A 17,393-nucleotide genomic window follows, 5' to 3' on the forward strand; every position below is an offset into this window, starting at 1 on the left:
ATTTCGTGTCCTCATGTATCTGAGCCAAAGAGTACGCGCCATCAAAAAGATGGCATCTACGCGGCACGATGGATCAGCAAAGAGAAGACCCGGATGAAATCACGCAAGAAAACCGTCAAGCCGATCGGCCTGAACGACATCACCATTGTCGACGACGCCAAGATGCGCAAAGCGATTACCGCTGCCGCCCTGGGCAATGCCATGGAATGGTTCGACTTTGGTGTTTACGGCTTCGTCGCCTATGTGCTCGGCAAAGTGTTCTTCCCCGGCGCCGATCCCGGTACGCAGATGATCGCCGCGCTGGCGACGTTCTCCGTGCCCTTCCTGATCCGGCCTTTGGGCGGCTTGTTCTTTGGCGCTTTGGGCGACAAGTACGGACGACAGAAAGTCCTCGCCGCGACCATCGTGATCATGTCGCTCAGCACCTTTGCCATCGGCCTGATTCCGTCCTATGCCTCGATTGGCATCTGGGCGCCGATCCTGCTGTTGCTGGCGAAAATGGCCCAAGGCTTCTCGGTGGGCGGTGAATACACCGGCGCGTCGATCTTCGTCGCCGAATACGCGCCGGACCGCAAGCGTGGCTTCCTCGGCAGTTGGCTGGATTTCGGTTCGATTGCCGGTTTTGTCCTCGGTGCTGGTGTGGTGGTGTTGATCTCGACGACGCTGGGCGAAGCCAAGTTCGAGGAATGGGGCTGGCGTCTGCCGTTCTTCCTCGCCCTGCCGCTGGGCATGATCGGTCTCTACTTGCGCCACGCCCTGGAAGAAACCCCGGCGTTCCAGCAGCACGTCGAAAAGCTTGAGCAAGGCGATCGTGAAGGCCTCGCCGGTGGCCCGAAAGTCTCGTTCAAGGAGGTCGCGACCAAACACTGGCGCAGCCTGATGACCTGCATTGGCGTGGTGGCGGTGACCAACGTCACCTACTACATGCTGCTCACCTATATGCCGAGTTACCTCTCGCACAATCTGCACTACAGCGAAAACCGTGGCGTGTTGATCATCATCGCGATCATGGTCGGCATGCTCTTCGTACAACCGGCGATTGGCTTCATCAGCGACAAGATCGGCCGCAAGCCTTTCATCGTGGTTGGCAGCATCGGCTTGTTCATTCTGGCGATCCCGGCGTTCATGCTGATCAACAGCGGCAAGATCGGTTTGATCTTCGCCGGTCTGCTGATGCTGGCCGTGCTGCTGAACTTCTTTATCGGCGTCATGGCCTCGACCCTGCCGGCGATGTTTCCCACGCACATTCGCTACAGCGCGCTGGCGGCTGCTTTCAACGTCTCGGTATTGATTGCCGGCCTGACTCCGACCGTGGTCGCGTGGCTGGTCGAGAGCACCAATAATCTGTACATGCCGGCGTATTACCTGATGGTCATCGCCGTGATCGGTCTGGCCACCGGGGTGACCATGAAGGAAACCGCGAACAAGCCATTGCGCGGTGCCGCGCCGGCAGCCTCGGACCTCGAGGAAGCCAAGGAACTGCTGCAAGAGCACCACGACAACATCGAGCAGAGGATCGAAGACATCGACGCCGAAATCGCTGCGCTGGAAGCCAAGCGCAAGGAGCTGGTGCAGCAGCATCCGCGAATTAACTGAGTCGCTTTATTCACTCATCCAAATCGCCCGGTCAGCCAAATCGGCTGACCGCGGCATCGATGAACTGGCGCACTTTCGCGGTCTTCTGCCGATGCGCCGTGTACAGCAGATGCATCGCTCTGCTCGGCGCCTCAAACCCCTCCAACAACCTCACCAACTCGCCTCTGCGCAATGCCGGTTCAAGAAAGTCGGCAGGCCCCAGCACAATCCCGAAACCATCCACCGCCGCTGACAACAACGCCTTGCTCTCGTTGACGTGCAAGCGACTGCTCACCGGCACGCGCTCGACCTGCGCACCGTTGAAAAACGACCACTCGTGATCGGCAGGCCGTGACCAATAGGCATAACCCAGGCACTCATGTTGTTGCAGATCGGCGGGCACTTGCGGTGTGCCGTGTTCCGCCAGATAGCGTGGCGCCGCGCAGACAATCAAGCGATACGCGGCCAAGGGCCTGGCGGTGAGGCTAGCCGTGGCCAACGGGCCGATCCGGAAAGCCACCTCAAACCCCTCCTCCACCAGATCCACCGCACGGTCGGTCAGGTGCAGATCAATTTCCACTTCAGGGAATTCGCGCAAGAACGCGGTCATGAACGGCATCAAGCTGTACGAACCGAAGGTTACCGGCGCGCTGATCCTGAGCTTGCCGCGCGGCGTGTCATTCATGATCTGCGCCAGCGAATCAGCGGCCTCTGCCTCAGTGACGATGTGCTTGCAGCGCTCGTAGTAGGCCTGGCCCAGTTCGGTCAGGCTCTGCCGGCGCGTGGTGCGATTGAGCAACCGCGCACCCAGCCGCTGTTCAAGGGCGGCCACGTATTTGGCGACCATTTGCGCCGACATGTCGAGGCGTTGCGCAGCGCTGGCGTACGAGCCCGCTTCAGCCGCCATCACGAAAGCCGCCATGCTGGTCAACCGATCCATTCGAAACTCCTGTTAGCGAAAGTAAGTAACAGAGTGCAATTTATCTGCATCTGGGCAGGAATCATCATAGTGGCTCCCCACCTGACAGAGGAACACACCATGCGCATTGGAATCGTTGGAGCCGGATTCATCGGGCGCGCCGTCGCGCAAATCGTCCTCGCCGCCGGGCACGAAGTAATGCTCAGTAACTCACGCGGCCCGAAGACCATGAGCAGCGTGCTCGCCGGCATCACCGGCTGCCAGATCGGCACGGCCGAACAGGCCACACAGTTTGCCGACGTGGTGTTGCTGGCCATCCCCTACGAACACATCCCGAGCCTGCCGCCAGCCTGGTTCGAAGGGAAAACCGTGCTCGACGCCAACAACTATTACCCGGATCGCGACGGCCACATCGCCGCGCTCGACACGTTCCAGAGCACCACCAGCCGCTTGCTCGCAGAGCATTTGCGCGGTGCCACGGTGGTCAAGGTGTTCAATGCCATCCTCGCCGCGGACTTGCTTACGGATGGCCGCCCGCATGATTCCAGCGAGCGGCGCGCCCTGCCCGTCGCCGCAGATGACGCTGACGCCAAGGCATTGGTCGTGGGTTTGCTGGACGAACTCGGCTTCGATGCGGTCGACGCCGGAGGCCTCGATGAGAGCTGGCGATTCGAGCGGGCGAAACCGGCTTACTGCGCGCCGCTGGACAAGTCCGGGCTGGAAAAGGCGTTGGCTGCAGCCGAGCGCGAGGTCGAGTTACCCTTGGGCAGTTGGCGGCGCTGATCAAGCCTGAACAGCGTCCAGCCAGTCGTGCTTCGGGTGCAACAGCGTCAAATGTCGAACCAGCCACACGCGCTCCTGCACCGACATCCGCGGTAAAGCCATGGCGAAATCGCTGCGGTCTTTGGCGCGCGTGTGCTTGGCTTTGAACAAGAGAACGGCAGCAGGTCGCAGATACGGAATGCCGGCCGTGCTGCGCATCACCATGTCGGCGCGTGAACAGACGATCGACGGATCGCGTTTATAAACCCAGGTGTCCGGCGTGCCCGGTTCGATCATCACATCCACGCGCCAAGCCTGCGCGGCGCGGTCGTATCCCCAGACCTGAAAAATATCTGCAGCGGGCAAGCAAATCGCTGACAAAACCTGGAACGTACCGTCCTTCACCGCGTAGAAGTCGAGATCGCTCAGCGCCTGACGAAAACACGCAAAATCCGCCCGCAACACCGTGAACTCCAGATCACTGTGAGTCCGGGTTTGCCGCCCGTGCCACAAGTCCAGCGCCCAGCCGCCGACCACACACCACGGGCGGTTTACCGCGCTCAGACGTCGGGCCAATTCGTCAGGTGTCCAGGGTTGCCATTGCTCTTGATCGGGCACCAACGGCCGGGCTGTTGTCATGTCTCAGGCTCGTTGTTCTATTGATGGATAACGGGAGTGCGCCATTCGAACCGCTTTCACCACCCGGCTCAAGATTTTTATCAGCTAGCCTTGAAACGGATCGCACGTCATTCAAGGAGCCGTCATGTTCAAGTTCATCAAGACCACCGTGATCGGCGGGCTGCTGTTCATCCTGCCGCTGGTGCTGATTGTCGTGCTGATCGAAAAAGCCATCCACCTGCTGCGCGGGCCGGTAGAAAAGTTATTGCCGATGTTCAAGGGCTATGACGTGGCGGGCGTGGCGCTGGTGAGTCTGGCGGCGTTGCTGGGCCTGATCGTCCTGTGTTTTCTCGCCGGGCTGCTGGCACGCACGTCTGCGGCGGCGCGGGCGCTGGAGGCCACGGAAAACAAGCTGCTCAGCAACCTGCCGGGTTACCAGTTGTTCAAAGACACCACGGCGCGGTTCGCCGGACTGGAAAACGAGGACGGTTCCAAGGTCGGCCTGATTGCCGAGGGCGAAGGCTTTCGCCTGTGCCTGATCGTCGAAAGCGTGGATGACTGGCTGACGATTTTCATGCCGGACGGTGGCCCGGCGGGCAGTACTGCCGGTGAAGTGCGACTGGTGCCGGCCGCACAGGTCATCGTTACTGAGCTGTCGTGGCTGACCCTCGCCACCGGGTTACGCCGAGGCGGCCGTGGCATGTTGGCGCAGATGCAAGCGTGGGTGCCGAAAGCCTGATCAAGGCGCATTGACCACCACATACGTCACATCACTGCCTTGATACTGCGGCTGGTACCAGGTCGAGCCGCATTGCATGTAGGCGACGTTGTACTGAATCACCTGCACACAACTGCTGGGCATTTGCGCCGGGGTAAAGATCGCCCCTACCACCGCCGCAGTGGCCGCGACGGTTGCCGTTACCGCCACTGCGGCCGCCACCGGATGGTAGTGATCGTCGTAGCCATAACGGCCATGGCCGTCGACATCAATATCGACATCGCGGCTGTTGTCGATGTTGACGTTTCGGTTGCCGTTGTTGACGTTCGTACGGTTACCAACGTTGTTGCCGGCATTGACCCGGTTACCCGAATTGACCCGATTGCCCGAATTGACCCGGTTACCGGCACTGACATTGTTGGTGCGCTGCGGCGCATTGATCCGCTGCGCCCGTTGCGCGTTCGGTGCTGGCGCGCGATTGACGTTGGCGCGGGCATGGCCCTGGGCGCGTTGCCCCCGGGCATCGGCTTCGGCGACATAACCGGCGGTCAGCAGCGTGGCGGCGGCCAGCGACAACAACAGACTCCACGTCATCGACTTGTTCATGTCACTGCCCTCCCTGATCGCTGGCTTGTTTGAACGCAATCGCCACATCGCCTTTGCCCGGTTTGAAGGTGAACTGCGTGTCCGGGATATTCGGCTTGAGGTTCCACTGATACACCGCGCTGTACTCGGGGAAGCTCTTATCGTCGGTGGTGGTGATCACCAGCTTGCACGGCAAGGGTTTGTCGGAGCGGGTCAGCCACAATTGCCAGTCGATGCCCTCCTGGCGAAACGCCAAATGGTCGCAGAGCTGGCCCTTGATGACCGACGGGCCCACGTACAACGCGGCTTTCAAGGCATCGATCTGCGCCTGATCACTGCCGAACAGAAACAGGTCCTCCATCGGTACCTGCACACCGTAGAAGTTCTCGACCTTGTGCAGGGTTTCCGCCACGGTGGCCGGGGCGTCGACGGTGGTGTAGTACTTCAGGTATGGCGAATACTGGGTGAGTTTTTTGCCGTTATAGAAAAACTCGCGGGTGCGCACATCGCCTTCGCTTTTCGCATACAGGCGATCATGGCCGACCACTTTCAGGGTGTTGGCGGACTCGGTCTTGATCTTCTGCCCGGACTCCAGAACCGTGTCGCGCGAGACTTGGGCGTCGACCTGGAATTTCGGCAGACTGCGCAGGTAATCGCCCATATCGATGAGCTTGTCGACCACTTGCGGGTTGATCAACGGCGCGTCGTCGGTGGTCTCGGGAGGGGGCGCCGCCGGCGGGTCTTCGGCGCGGACTCCCGGCGCGAGAACCAGTGTGAACATCAGGCAGACAATACTGGCTGGGGCTTTCATCGGTTCCGCTCCTGTCCCTGCGTGGGCGTTGCGCCCGAAGGGCGACTGACTGACCAGCCTAGACGTCCGCTGAGGTGTACGCCAATGCGTCAGCGAGAGGGATGAGTGTCACGGTAGATTTTCTTTGCGCTGGCTCTCCAGAAGCTCGGTGATATCGGCCGGTTGATAGACCCAGCCGATGAACAATTCATAGCCAACCGCCAGAATCACCGGCCCGGTGAACAAACCAATAATGCCGCTGGTGACCATGCCCCCGAGCGCGCCGATCAGTACTACTGGCATCGGCACCGCGACGCCGCGTCCCAGCAGCATCGGTTTGAGCACGTTGTCGGCAAGCCCGGCAATCGCCATCCACACCGCAAAGATAATCGTGCCGGCGCTGACCCCGTCCACGGCGAAGACATAAATCACGATGGGCAGCGTGATCAGCAACACCGGCAATTGGGTGATGCCCAGCAGCAGCACCATCAAGGCGAGAACACCGGCCGCCGGTACGCCCATGACCACCAGTGCCACGCCGACCAGCAGCATCTGAATAAAGGCGATGCCGACCACACCCTGTGCCACGGCGCGGATGGTTGCCGTGCACAGTTGGGCAATCTGCGGGCCGCGCACCGGCCCGGAAATACGTGTGGTGACTGCAACCGCTGTGCGGTGGCCGCGCTCGCCTTGGTGCATGATCAACCCGGCAACGATCAAGGCAATCACAAACACCACGATGCCTGCGCCGACGCCGGCGGCTTGATGCAACACCACTTTGCTCCAGTCCTTGAGGTGTGGCGCCAGTTCCTGAAACACCCAGCTCAGATCCTGTGACGCATGCATCCAGATGCCGTAAAGCGGCGCGCCAATCAACGGCCAGCCTTCAACACTGGCCGGTGGCGGCGGTATCTCGAACTGCCCCGCTTCGAACGTGTGCATGCTGCCCTTGATCGAATCGGCGATCGAAGCACCCAGCAGGCTCAACGGCAGCATCAGAATCACCAGGCCCAGCAGCACCAGAATGATTGCCGCCCAGCCGTAGCGATTACCGAGTTTGGCGCCCAGAGCCTGATTCAGCGGATACAGCGTGACGGCCAGGATCAGCGCCCACAGCATGACATTGAGAAACGGATGGAAAATGTCGTAGCAGAACAGCACCAGAACGGTGATCAGGCCCGCGCGAATGAGCACGTCGAGCAATGCTCTGGAACTCTGAAACGTGATCAGCGGTTTGTCTTCCATGTCGGCGCTCCTGGGTGGGCCATCGATGAACCGCTGTGAGCCTAGTTCACTTCCGGCACATCGTCTTTTAGCCTTAGCGCTCCAGCATGCCGTGACACAACAGATTCAAAACCCCGCGCATGTGCAAGGCGTGCGCGGCCCGATCCGGGATTTCCTGCGTGGCGAGGCGAATGAACGCCATGTTCGCGTATTGGTTGAACAGCGTCGCCACCACATCGAGATCGATCGATTCGCGCACTTTGCCGGCCTGCTGAAAATGCAGAAGCAGCGCTTTGGTCTCTTCGATCACGGCGGCATTCCACGGGCTCATCGCCTCAGCCAACTCACCGGTCAGCAGAAACGGCGCCAATTCGCGCCACAGCGAGGCCGGCATCGCTTGTAGCTGGTAATCGGTCATCAGCCCTTCGAACTCGCACAGCGCTTCCAGCGGATCACTGGCATCGTCGAGATTCGCCCGCGCCTCGCGCATGGCTTGCTCGTCGGGTTGCTTGAGCAGGGCCAGCAAAATCTCCTGCTTGCCGCCGAAATAATTGACCACGGTGGGGGCGGAAACCCCAGCCTGCACGGCGATCTGGTCCAGCGTGGTAGCCGCAAAACCGTTGCGCTTGAACAACTCGAGCGCCGCCTCGGCAATCACCTGCCGGCGCTGTTCCTTCTGCCGTTCTCTGAGTCCGCTCATGTTGCCTCTGTTGATCGTTGCCAATGGCGGTCAGCCTACGGTTATCTTTTTTTACCCACAATTATTTTCTTTACAAAAATATTTTTAGATGACAAAACTTTCCCCGTGCAGCGCTGTGACGAACGCACCCACTTACCCTTTGCTCTGGAGATCCGCCATGTCCGCCGAATTCGATTCGACCCGCAGTACCCGCGATTACCAAGCCGCCGACGCTGCGCACCACATCCATGCGTTCGTTGATCAAAAGGCCCTCAACGAGGAAGGCCCGCGAGTAATGGTCAGCGGCGATCGGCTGGCGTTGTGGGACAACGACGGCAATCGCTATCTGGATGGCATGTCGGGTCTGTGGTGCACCAACCTCGGTTACGGGCGCAAGGATCTCGCCGCCGCGGCGACCGCACAGCTGGAACAACTGCCCTACTACAACATGTTCTTCCACACCACTCACCCGGCGGTGATCGAGCTGTCCGAACTGCTCTTCAGCCTGCTGCCCAAGCACTACAGCCACGCGATCTACACCAACTCCGGCTCCGAAGCCAACGAAGTGCTGATCCGTACCGTGCGCAAGTTCTGGCAGGTCATGGGCAAGCCCGAGAAGAAAATCATGATCGGCCGCTGGAACGGCTACCACGGCTCGACCCTGGCCGCGACGGCGTTGGGCGGGATGAAATTCATGCATGAGATGGGCGGGACCATTCCCGATGTCGCGCACATTGATGAGCCGTACTGGTTCGCCCATGAAGGCGACCTCAGCCCGGAAGAGTTTGGCCTGCAAGCGGCGCGGCAACTGGAAGACAAGATTCTTGAGCTAGGCGCCGACAAGGTCGCCGCGTTCGTCGCCGAACCGTTTCAGGGTGCGGGAGGGATGATCATTCCGCCGGCGACGTACTGGCCGGAAATCCAGCGTATCTGCCGTCAATACGATGTGTTGTTGTGTGCGGATGAAGTGATTGGCGGTTTTGGCCGCACCGGTGAATGGTTCGCGCATCAGGCATTTGGTTTTGAGCCCGACACGCTGTCGATCGCCAAGGGCCTGACCTCGGGTTACATCCCTATGGGTGGCTTGATTCTGTCGCGGCGCATGGCTGAAGCATTGGTCGAGAAAGGTGGCGTATTTGCCCACGGCCTGACCTATTCCGGGCACCCGGTCGCGGCTGCCGTGGCGATTGCCAACCTCAAGGCCTTGCGCGATGAGGGCGTAGTGAATCAGGTGAAAACCGACACCGGGCCGTATCTGCAGAATTGCCTGCGCGAGGTGTTCGGCAGTCATCCGTTGGTGGGTGAGATTCAGGGGGTTGGTTTGGTGGCTGCGTTGCAGTTTGCTGAGGACAAAGCGACGCGCAAGCGTTTTGCCAATGAAAACGATATCGCCTGGCGTTGCCGCACGATTGGCTTTGAGGAAGGCTTGATCATTCGTTCGACGTTGGGGCGGATGATCATGGCCCCGGCGCTGGTGGCCACGCGCGCGGAGCTGGATGAGTTGATCGACAAGACGCGGATTGCGGTGGATCGGACGGCGCGGGAGTACGGCGTTTTGTGATCGGCTGAAATGATGGGTTGGCCGGGCTGACGCCTTCGCGAGCAAGCTCGCTCCCACATTTGGAATGCATTCCACTTGGCTCTTTGGCTGCAAATTTGAAATGCATTCCCTGTGGGAGCGAGCTTGCTCGCGAAGGGGCCGGCCGGAGAGAAAATCGGTGGCAGATTGATCCCGTCGATTACTCCGCACGCCGCTTGGTGTTAAATAGGCGCCAGTCTTAACCTTGTCGCTTATAGCTGTGCAACGAGAACCGATATGAACACCCACTCCAGGAAAAACACCCAAATTCAAACAGCGGTGAGCGCATGATCGAAGTCACCGAAGTTTCCATTGCCCAACTGCGCGCCGCGCTCGAGTCCGGCCAGACCACCGCAGTCGAACTGGTACAGGCATATCTCGCACGCATCGATGCCTACGATGGCGCCGACACCCCAACGGCGCTGAATGCCGTGGTCGTGCGTAACCCTGAAGCGTTGAACGAAGCCCGGGCGTCCGATGCCCGTCGTGCCGAAGGCAAAACCCACGGCCCGCTCGACGGCATTCCCTACACCGCCAAAGACAGCTATCTGGTCAAAGGCCTCACTGCAGCGTCCGGCAGCCCGGCCTTCGCCGATCTGGTCGCTTATCGCGACGCCTTCACCATTGAACGTCTGCGCGCGGCCGGGGCGATTTGCCTGGGCAAAACCAACATGCCGCCGATGGCCAATGGCGGCATGCAACGTGGCGTCTACGGTCGCGCCGAAAGTCCTTACAACGCCAATTACCTCACCGCGCCGTTTGCCTCCGGTTCGTCGAACGGTGCCGGTACCGCCACAGCCGCGAGTTTTGCCGCGTTTGGTCTGGCTGAAGAAACCTGGTCGAGCGGGCGTGGCCCGGCGTCGAACAACGGCTTGTGCGCCTACACCCCGTCGCGCGGGGTGATCTCGGTACGCGGCAACTGGCCATTGACCCCGACCATGGACGTCGTCGTGCCTTACGCACGCACCATGGCCGACCTGCTCGAAGTCCTCGACATCGTCGTCGCCGAAGACCCGGACACCCGTGGCGACCTCTGGCGTCTGCAACCGTGGGTGCCAATCCCGAGCGTCAGCGAAGTGCGCCCCGCCGCCTACGCCGATCTGGCTGCCGACGCCAAAGCGCTGGCCGGCAAGCGTTTCGCCGTCCCGCGCATGTTCATCAATGCCGACCCCGAGGCTGGCACCAGCGAAGCCCCGGGCATCGGTGGCCCGACCGGCCAGCGCATCAACACCCGCGCCTCGGTGATCGACTTGTGGAAGCAAGCGCGCCAAGCCCTCGAAGCGGCCGGTGCCGAAGTCATCGAAACCGATTTCCCGCTGGTCTCCAACTGCGAAGGCGATCGCCCCGGCGCGCCAACCGTGTTCACTCGGGGGCTGGTCTCCAAAGAGTTCCTTCACCATGAGCTGTGGGACCTGACCGCGTGGGCGTTCGACGACTTCCTGCAAGCCAACGGCGATCCGAAACTCAATCGTCTGGTCGACGTCGACGGGCCGAAAATCTTCCCGCACGACCCGGGCACCCTGCCCAACCGTGAAGGCGATCTGGCTGCCGGCATGGATGAGTACGTGCGCATGGCCGAGCGCGGCATCACCCCGTGGAATGAAATCGGCACCGTGCCTGACGGCCTGCGCGGCCTGGAGCAAACCCGACGCATCGACCTCGAAGACTGGATGGACACGCTGGGCCTCGACGCCGTGCTGTTCCCGACTGTTGCCGACGTCGGCCCGGCGGACGCGGACGTCAACCCGGCGTCGGCCGACATCGCCTGGAGCAACGGCATCTGGGTGGCCAACGGCAACCTCGCGATCCGCCATCTCGGCGTGCCAACCGTCACCGTGCCGATGGGCGTGATGGCCGACATCGGCATGCCGGTGGGCCTGACCTTCGCTGGCCGCGCCTACGACGACTCGAACCTGCTGCGTTTCGCCGCCGCGTTTGAATCGACCGGCAGCAAACGCCAGATCCCGCCACGCACCCCGCCGCTGGCGTAAACGCGGTTAAAACTGTAGGAGTGAGCCTGCTCGCGATAGCGGTCTGTCAGTTAAATTTATCGAGACTGACACACCGCTATCGCGAGCAGGCTCACTCCTACAGGGGGTTGTGTGATGCCGTTCATTGAGCACATCCGCTCAATCCCCTGCCCTACATTCCCGCGATCATCCCAGCCACCTTAATTGCCGCTGGCCACCGACCATGATCGACCGCACCCCTTCGCGTCTCACCCTCCTCGCGCTGCTCTGCGGTCTGACCACCAGCGCCCACGCCAGCGGTTTCTTCGACGATGCCAAAAGCGAAATCCTCAGCCGCAACTTCTATCTGAGCAACGATTACCGCTCGCCCTCACCCTCCGGCAAGAACTACAAACAGGAGTGGGCTCAAGGTTTTATCGGCACTTTCTCATCTGGTTTCACCGCCGGAACGGTCGGTTTCGGTATCGATGCCCATGCCTTCGCCGGGCTCAAACTCGACGGTGGCAAGGGCCATTCCGGCACCGGTCTGCTGCCGGTCGACAGCGATGGCCGCAGCGAAAACGATTACTCCAGCGCAGGCGGTGCGCTCAAGCTGAAAGCCTCGCGCACCACCCTCGCCTTCGGTGAAATGACCGTGGAAACCCCGGTGTTCGACACCTCCGACAAACGCCTGCAACCGGAGTACGCCACAGGCTTTCTGCTCAACAGCGCCGAGCTCGACCACATCAATCTGGTGGCCGGGCATTTCACCGCGTTCAAGAATCAGGACAGCTCATCCGGCAAAGGCGATTTCTATGGCTACGGCGCCAATACCGAGGCCGGTGGGATCAGTTTTCTCGGCGCCGATCTGTTCACCGACAGCCCAGTGGGCGGCGCGCTGTATGCCTCCGACCTGAGCGACACCTGGCATCAGTACTACGGCAATCTGCACTTCAAACAGTCCGGCGTACTGCTCGACGCCAACCTCTACCACACCCGCGACAGCGGCCGAGCGCTGGCCGGCGCCATCGACAACACCGCGTTCAGCCTCTCCGGCAAATACGCCTTCGGCCCGCACGCGGTGATGCTCGGCTGGCAAAAGATCAATGGCGACACACCGTTCGATTTCGTCGGTGGCGACTCGATCTACCTCGCCAACTCGATCAAATACGCCGATTTCAACGGCGCCAACGAACGCTCCTGGCAAGCGCGCTACGACCTCGACCTCGGCGCCTTCGGCATCCCCGGCCTGAAGTTCATGACCCGCTACGTCAGCGGTAGCCACATCGACGGCACCCACGCGCCCAAGGGTGGCGCGTACAACCCGTTTGATCCTGACAGCGGCAGTTATCAGCCACAGCAAGGCGATGGTGGCAAGCACTGGGAGCGCGATATCGATTTGAAGTACGTCGTGCAATCGGGCGCGGCGAAGGATCTGTCGGTGCAGGTGTCACATGTTTCACACCGGGCCAATGAGGCGCAGGCCGGCGATGACATCGACCGGATCTACGTGGTGATCCAGTACCCGTTGGGTTTTTAACCCACCGCCCATCCCGATTTGAAACGCTTTCCCCTGTAGGAGTGAGCCTGCTCGCGATAGCGTCTTTTCAGCAACATTCATGCTGACTGATACGCCGTTATCGCGAGCAGGCTCATTCCTACAGGTTTCTGCGTCGATCATCAGGCTGTGTTTACACCGCCGAACCTGTGGGAGCGAGCCTGCTCGCGAAGGGGCCAGTGAAATCAGCGCAAATCGCCTTTTAAACTCCGGTGTTTAAAAGACACCTCCAGACACGCCTTCAAGGCTACAAATTCTTGCGCCGTTGCCTACAGCTACGCCAGAATCCGCCGGCTTGTGCGCCTTGGGGGCGGGTTCTATTGTGGGTCGGTCGCTGATTATCAGTGATCGGGTTTAGCAGCCCGGTTTTTTCTCTAGACGCACAAAGTTCATTGCCGTTATGGCGGCTTTGCGTGGGGCACTTCGGTGCGCCGGGTTCTAGAGTCCTGGTCTGCTAACCCGCGTACAGCCGCCACCTCCTTCGTTAGCAGCGAACGGTGGCAGCTTCATTACTCTAGAGGCTTTACCGATGATCAAACCAACGCCCAACCCACCCGAAACCGACCTCGCCTCCCCCTACGAATCCCTCGATTCCAAAAAACTCAACGACGCCGCCGAACGCGCCCTCGATCACTACCTCTGCCCACCTGGCTCCACACCGCTGCCCCGTAAAACCCGCCGGATGTACGCCGTCACCGCAGACTTCAAAAACGAGGAACTACTGGCTGATGCCTGCGAAACCCTCGCCTCCGCCAGAACCATCGCCCATGACTTCGCCCACCTCATACCCGCGTCGCAGCGACGGACGCTGTTGGGGATTGCGCAATTGATCATGCTGGGGGAGCTGGCGGTGAATCGGGTGATGGATAATTTGGAGGTGCCGGGCTGAGAAGCAGGCAAGAGCCTGTGGCGCGTGAGCTTGCTCATCGCCACAGTGGGCTTGAGCAGGGTCAGACGGTTTTCCGCTTTTTGGATCAAAAGATCGCAGCCTTCGGCAGTTCCTACACCGATGCCCGTAGGAGCTGCCGAAGGCTGCGATCTTTTGCTTTTGACGCTCGCGCCGATGACCACTCGTCGCCACCTGTCAGATCTGACAGGTGCGCAATTCTCAATTAAGCGCTCTGATAACCCCTGCCCGTTCCCAACACGCAGGAGCCTCATCCATGACCACCTCAACCCCGCCGGACAACACCGTCCTCGTCCTGTACCCGCCAAAGGTCAACGGCCAGACCACGCCCGTGGTAGGTGCACACATCGGCGTGCCCCTGGTGGCCTCTGATCTGGTCGCCGACGGTAAAGGTGCCGTTGTTATCGTCGATCCACCGCTGTCGGGCACCATGGACCCCGGCGATGTCATGGAGCTTTGGCTTGAGGGTGAATCGGCGACACTGGATAGCGAGACCATTACAAATCCGAACGCGAAAACCCAGTTACGGACTAAGGGGCGCCTGCATCCGGACAAGGTCAACAAGCTGTACTACACCGTCATGCGTGGCAGCGACAACATCGGCACTTCCACACCATCGCTGGAAATTCTCTATAACCGCGTCCGCCCCGGCCTGAAGGATCGCTTTCCCCAAATCGACGGCCACTCCGAACTCGACCTGGACTTGTCCGACCTCATTAAACAAGGCGTCGGCAAAGACTTCGTCAGCGCGCCCGTCTGCTTCAGTTATCCCTACTGCCGCGCTTACGACACCATCAGCCTGAAGTGCAACGGCGAAATAAAGACCTTCGCGGTCAGCAAGGATCAGGCCCCCGAACCGCCGAACCCGGGCAGCGAAATGCCAACGACCGTCTGCTTCACGGTGGAGCGTGAGTTTCTCGACAAAGCGAAACGTCAGAACAAGGTCCTCAACTTTTCCTACACCGTGACCGATCAACTGCGCAATGGACCGGATTCCGATGCAGTATGGTCTGCTGCGGTGGCGGTGAATGAGGATCTGGATGGCACGTTGTTGGACAAGCCGATTTTGCTGGAACGCAAAGAAGACTATCCCGGTGACGACGCGGAAACCATCGACCTGGAGAAGCTGGCGGGCAATCCGCTGCTGCTGGTCGTGATGACCAAAGACAACCGTTTTGAGGTAGGCGACGAGATTGTGGCGACCTATACCACTACAGGGCAAACCGACCCCGTGGTCGTCCGGGGCAAAGTCGAAGAGGATCCCTTCCTTGGGAAACTGCCCTGCTTCCTTGAAGTACCCAATGACAAGGTCTTCGCTGACAGCAAGGTGACGGCGACATATGAATTGCGCAGGCCCAATGGCGATCTGGTGGGGAATTCCAACACGGCTATCGCCACTGTGACGGGAAGTACTCCGATTAAGTTGTTACCCCCGTTTCTGGTCGACGCTGTGGAGCCGATCGATATCCTGGCGTACCCGAACGGAGTGACTGTGCGCATCAAGTACCTTGAGGCTCTGTCAGGAGACCGCGCACGACTGGTGGAAGTCAATCCACCAGCAGGCTCGCCGCAGTTTCCGTTGGTGGAGTTCAACAGCGAAAAACAGGTGGATACCGTGTTGAGCGCGGCGTTTATGGCGGCGCGACATGGAAAGAATATTGGATTTCGCTGGAATTTGAATCGCAATAACGCACAGGCTGGGAAATCGCCAGTGGCGACATTTAGTGTATTGAAGATTGCCGATGGAGATTCGCGGTTGCCAACACCATGTATTGCTGGTGAAACGAGTAATTCACTGGATGTGACAAAGTTACTGAGTCGCGACCTACTACAATCCGTTAAATGGTTACATCAAACACCCGGGCAAACGGTGTGGGGCGTGTATGAAGGGATTAGCGATAAAGGCGAAGCCATTACGTGCACCGAACCCAATGGGGAACCGATTAAGCTAATTGGCGATTTCGAATGGCCAGTCCCTGTTAAATGGTTGAAAACCCTGCAACACGGCAGCGACCTTCGCGTCAAACTCATGATCAACTCTAATGGAACATCAGACCGTTCAGAAGCCGTGAGCACTCCGACACGCGTGTACAGGGTCCAGAGACAAATCCTCCAATTAACAGAAAGCTTTAACTCATTTCCTCCCTTCGTTAGTACTGAGGAGGGAGAGTTCATAACACCCAACATTACAATCACAACCAGGAAAACCTCGTCAGCCGCTATCGCTTGGGCAATTGAAACGACTGAAGGCGAGAACTACTTTCCAGCAAAAATAGACGGCAGGCACTTCGCGATAAACGCAGCAAAAACCGAGTTTAATTTTGGCAGAACGTGTTCGCGGGTCAGTTTTTGGTACACACACGTTGACTTTGGTAATCACAGAGTCGAAGTTCGCGATGACACCGGATTTTTATTGGACTCAAAAATCTTGCAACTCAATAGAGGAGTAAGAGCAGATCAACTCGTATTCAATCACGACAACATATATAGCGTCATCGTCATCCCCGATTCCTCTGAATCGCTGGTATTTGACAACTTTGAACTCACTACACAATAAGCTCCCCGATTTTTCGCCTTTTAAACTGGAGTGTTTAAAAGAAATCTCAAGACACGCCTTTCAGGCTACAAATTCTTGCGCCATTGCCTACAGCTACGCCAGAATCCGCCGGCTTGTGCGCCTTGGGGGCGGGTTCTATTGTGGTGCGGTCGCTGACGAATCAGCGATCGGGTTTAGCAGCTCGGTAAATTTCAAGGCACGCGAGTACTGCCATTACGTTATGGCGGCTTTGCGTGGGGCACTTCGGTGCGCCGGGATCCTTGAGCCTGGTCTGCTAACCCGCGTACAGCCGCCACCCTATCCGTTTAGCAGCGATGGAATGACGGCTCCACATCTCAAGGAGCTTCACCATGATAAAACCAACACCCAACCCACCCGAAACCGACCTCGCTTCCCCCTACGAATCCCTCGATTCAAAAAAGCTCAACGACGCCGCCGAACGCGCGCTCGATCACTACCTCTGCCCACCCGGCTCCACCCCTCCGCCCCGCAAAACCCGCCGGATGTACGCCGTCACCGCAGACTTCAAAAACGAGGAACTGCTGGCCGATGCCAGCGAAACACTCGCCTCAGCCAGAACCATCGCCCATGACTTCGCCCATCTCATACCGGCATCGCAACGCAGAACGCTGTTGGGGATCGCGCAACTAATCATGCTCGGCGAGCTGGCGGTGAATCGGGTGATGGATAATCTGGAATTGCCGAATTAATGCGTCGCCACTGATGTACAGATCGTTCCCACGCTCTGCGTGGGAATGCCTTAACGGACGCTCCGCGTTCGGCTCTGGATGGGACGCAGAGCGTCCCGGGCTGCATTCCCACGCGGAGCGTGGGAACGATCAATCTACGGCAGCCGTTCTTTGGCTTGTTGGAAACTGGCGGAAGGCAGCCGGAGTCGAACCTGCCCGGGAACGGATGCCGTCCCCAACCGGGTTTGAAGCCCGGCCGCGCCACCGGGCGCGATTGCCTTCCT

General features: G+C 59.6%; 15 protein-coding genes and 1 tRNA gene. 9 read left to right on the forward strand and 7 right to left on the reverse strand.

From position 1 onward, the window contains the following. Positions 1-93 precede the first annotated feature (93 nt). Positions 94-1,596: a glycine betaine/L-proline transporter ProP gene (gene proP, locus AB4N74_RS09955; protein WP_460099783.1), complete on the forward strand. Its 1,503-nt coding sequence runs from the start codon at positions 94-96 to the stop codon at positions 1,594-1,596. Positions 1,597-1,627: 31 nt separating this feature from the next. Here proP and AB4N74_RS09960 read toward each other — a convergent pair whose 3' ends face one another. Further along, the gene (locus tag AB4N74_RS09960; RefSeq protein WP_460099786.1) at positions 1,628-2,515 is read right to left on the reverse strand and encodes a LysR family transcriptional regulator; all 888 of its coding nucleotides are present in this window, start codon (positions 2,513-2,515) and stop codon (positions 1,628-1,630) included. 99 nt (positions 2,516-2,614) lie between these two features. Between AB4N74_RS09960 and AB4N74_RS09965 the strand changes: the two genes are divergently transcribed. Then, entirely contained in the window at positions 2,615-3,277 is a 663-nt protein-coding gene (locus AB4N74_RS09965) for an NADPH-dependent F420 reductase (RefSeq protein ID WP_371748243.1), read from the forward strand. On the opposite strand, the gene AB4N74_RS09970 is transcribed toward AB4N74_RS09965, so the two are convergent. After that, a complete protein-coding gene (locus tag AB4N74_RS09970) occupies positions 3,278-3,895 on the reverse strand; it encodes a nucleotidyltransferase domain-containing protein (RefSeq protein ID WP_099759201.1) in 618 nt (205 codons plus the stop codon). It abuts the gene before it with no gap. A 124-nt stretch (positions 3,896-4,019) separates the two neighbouring features. Here AB4N74_RS09970 and AB4N74_RS09975 point away from each other — a divergent pair, with 124 nt between their 5' ends. Then, on the forward strand, positions 4,020-4,613 hold the full coding sequence (locus tag AB4N74_RS09975; protein ID WP_460099790.1) for a DUF502 domain-containing protein: 594 nt from the start codon (positions 4,020-4,022) through the stop codon (positions 4,611-4,613). Here the strand turns inward: AB4N74_RS09975 and AB4N74_RS09980 are convergent, their stop codons facing one another. From AB4N74_RS09980 to AB4N74_RS09995, 4 genes are all read right to left on the reverse strand, one after another. Further along, a complete protein-coding gene (locus AB4N74_RS09980) occupies positions 4,614-5,198 on the reverse strand; it encodes a hypothetical protein (protein WP_460090969.1) in 585 nt (194 codons plus the stop codon). A 1-nt stretch (position 5,199) separates the two neighbouring features. Then, positions 5,200-5,988, reverse strand: a complete 789-nt coding sequence (locus AB4N74_RS09985; protein ID WP_460099793.1) for a DUF2092 domain-containing protein — start codon at positions 5,986-5,988, stop codon at positions 5,200-5,202. Positions 5,989-6,096: 108 nt separating this feature from the next. Continuing rightward, on the reverse strand, positions 6,097-7,212 hold the full coding sequence (locus AB4N74_RS09990) for an AI-2E family transporter (RefSeq protein ID WP_093431408.1): 1,116 nt from the start codon (positions 7,210-7,212) through the stop codon (positions 6,097-6,099). Positions 7,213-7,285: 73 nt separating this feature from the next. Continuing rightward, positions 7,286-7,891 (reverse strand): TetR/AcrR family transcriptional regulator, encoded by a 606-nt coding sequence (locus AB4N74_RS09995; RefSeq protein ID WP_093431406.1) that lies wholly within the window; start codon positions 7,889-7,891, stop codon positions 7,286-7,288. 157 nt (positions 7,892-8,048) lie between these two features. On the opposite strand from AB4N74_RS09995, the gene AB4N74_RS10000 reads away from it, so the two are divergent. The 6 genes from AB4N74_RS10000 (at position 8,049) to AB4N74_RS10025 (ending at position 17,130) form a co-directional block, all read left to right on the forward strand. Beyond that, positions 8,049-9,431 carry an aspartate aminotransferase family protein gene (locus AB4N74_RS10000; RefSeq protein WP_460099796.1) on the forward strand — a complete coding sequence of 461 codons (1,383 nt, stop codon included), beginning with the start codon at positions 8,049-8,051 and terminating at the stop codon, positions 9,429-9,431. A gap of 305 nt (positions 9,432-9,736) precedes the next feature. Beyond that, positions 9,737-11,440: an amidase gene (locus AB4N74_RS10005; RefSeq protein WP_460099799.1), complete on the forward strand. Its 1,704-nt coding sequence runs from the start codon at positions 9,737-9,739 to the stop codon at positions 11,438-11,440. Positions 11,441-11,642: 202 nt separating this feature from the next. Then, a complete protein-coding gene (locus AB4N74_RS10010; RefSeq protein WP_460099802.1) occupies positions 11,643-12,938 on the forward strand; it encodes an OprD family porin in 1,296 nt (431 codons plus the stop codon). A 547-nt stretch (positions 12,939-13,485) separates the two neighbouring features. Then, entirely contained in the window at positions 13,486-13,845 is a 360-nt protein-coding gene (locus AB4N74_RS10015) for a DUF6124 family protein (RefSeq protein WP_257355173.1), read from the forward strand. Between the two features lie 274 nt (positions 13,846-14,119). Continuing rightward, complete coding sequence (locus tag AB4N74_RS10020; protein WP_460099805.1) at positions 14,120-16,420, forward strand: hypothetical protein; 2,301 nt, start codon at positions 14,120-14,122, stop codon at positions 16,418-16,420. Between the two features lie 350 nt (positions 16,421-16,770). Then, the gene (locus tag AB4N74_RS10025) at positions 16,771-17,130 is read left to right on the forward strand and encodes a DUF6124 family protein (protein WP_116255475.1); all 360 of its coding nucleotides are present in this window, start codon (positions 16,771-16,773) and stop codon (positions 17,128-17,130) included. Positions 17,131-17,296: 166 nt separating this feature from the next. Here the strand turns inward: AB4N74_RS10025 and AB4N74_RS10030 are convergent. Continuing rightward, positions 17,297-17,392 (reverse strand) — tRNA-Sec (locus AB4N74_RS10030). Position 17,393: the final 1 nt, after the last annotated feature.

The organism is Pseudomonas sp. H3_C08 (genome assembly GCF_054669455.1).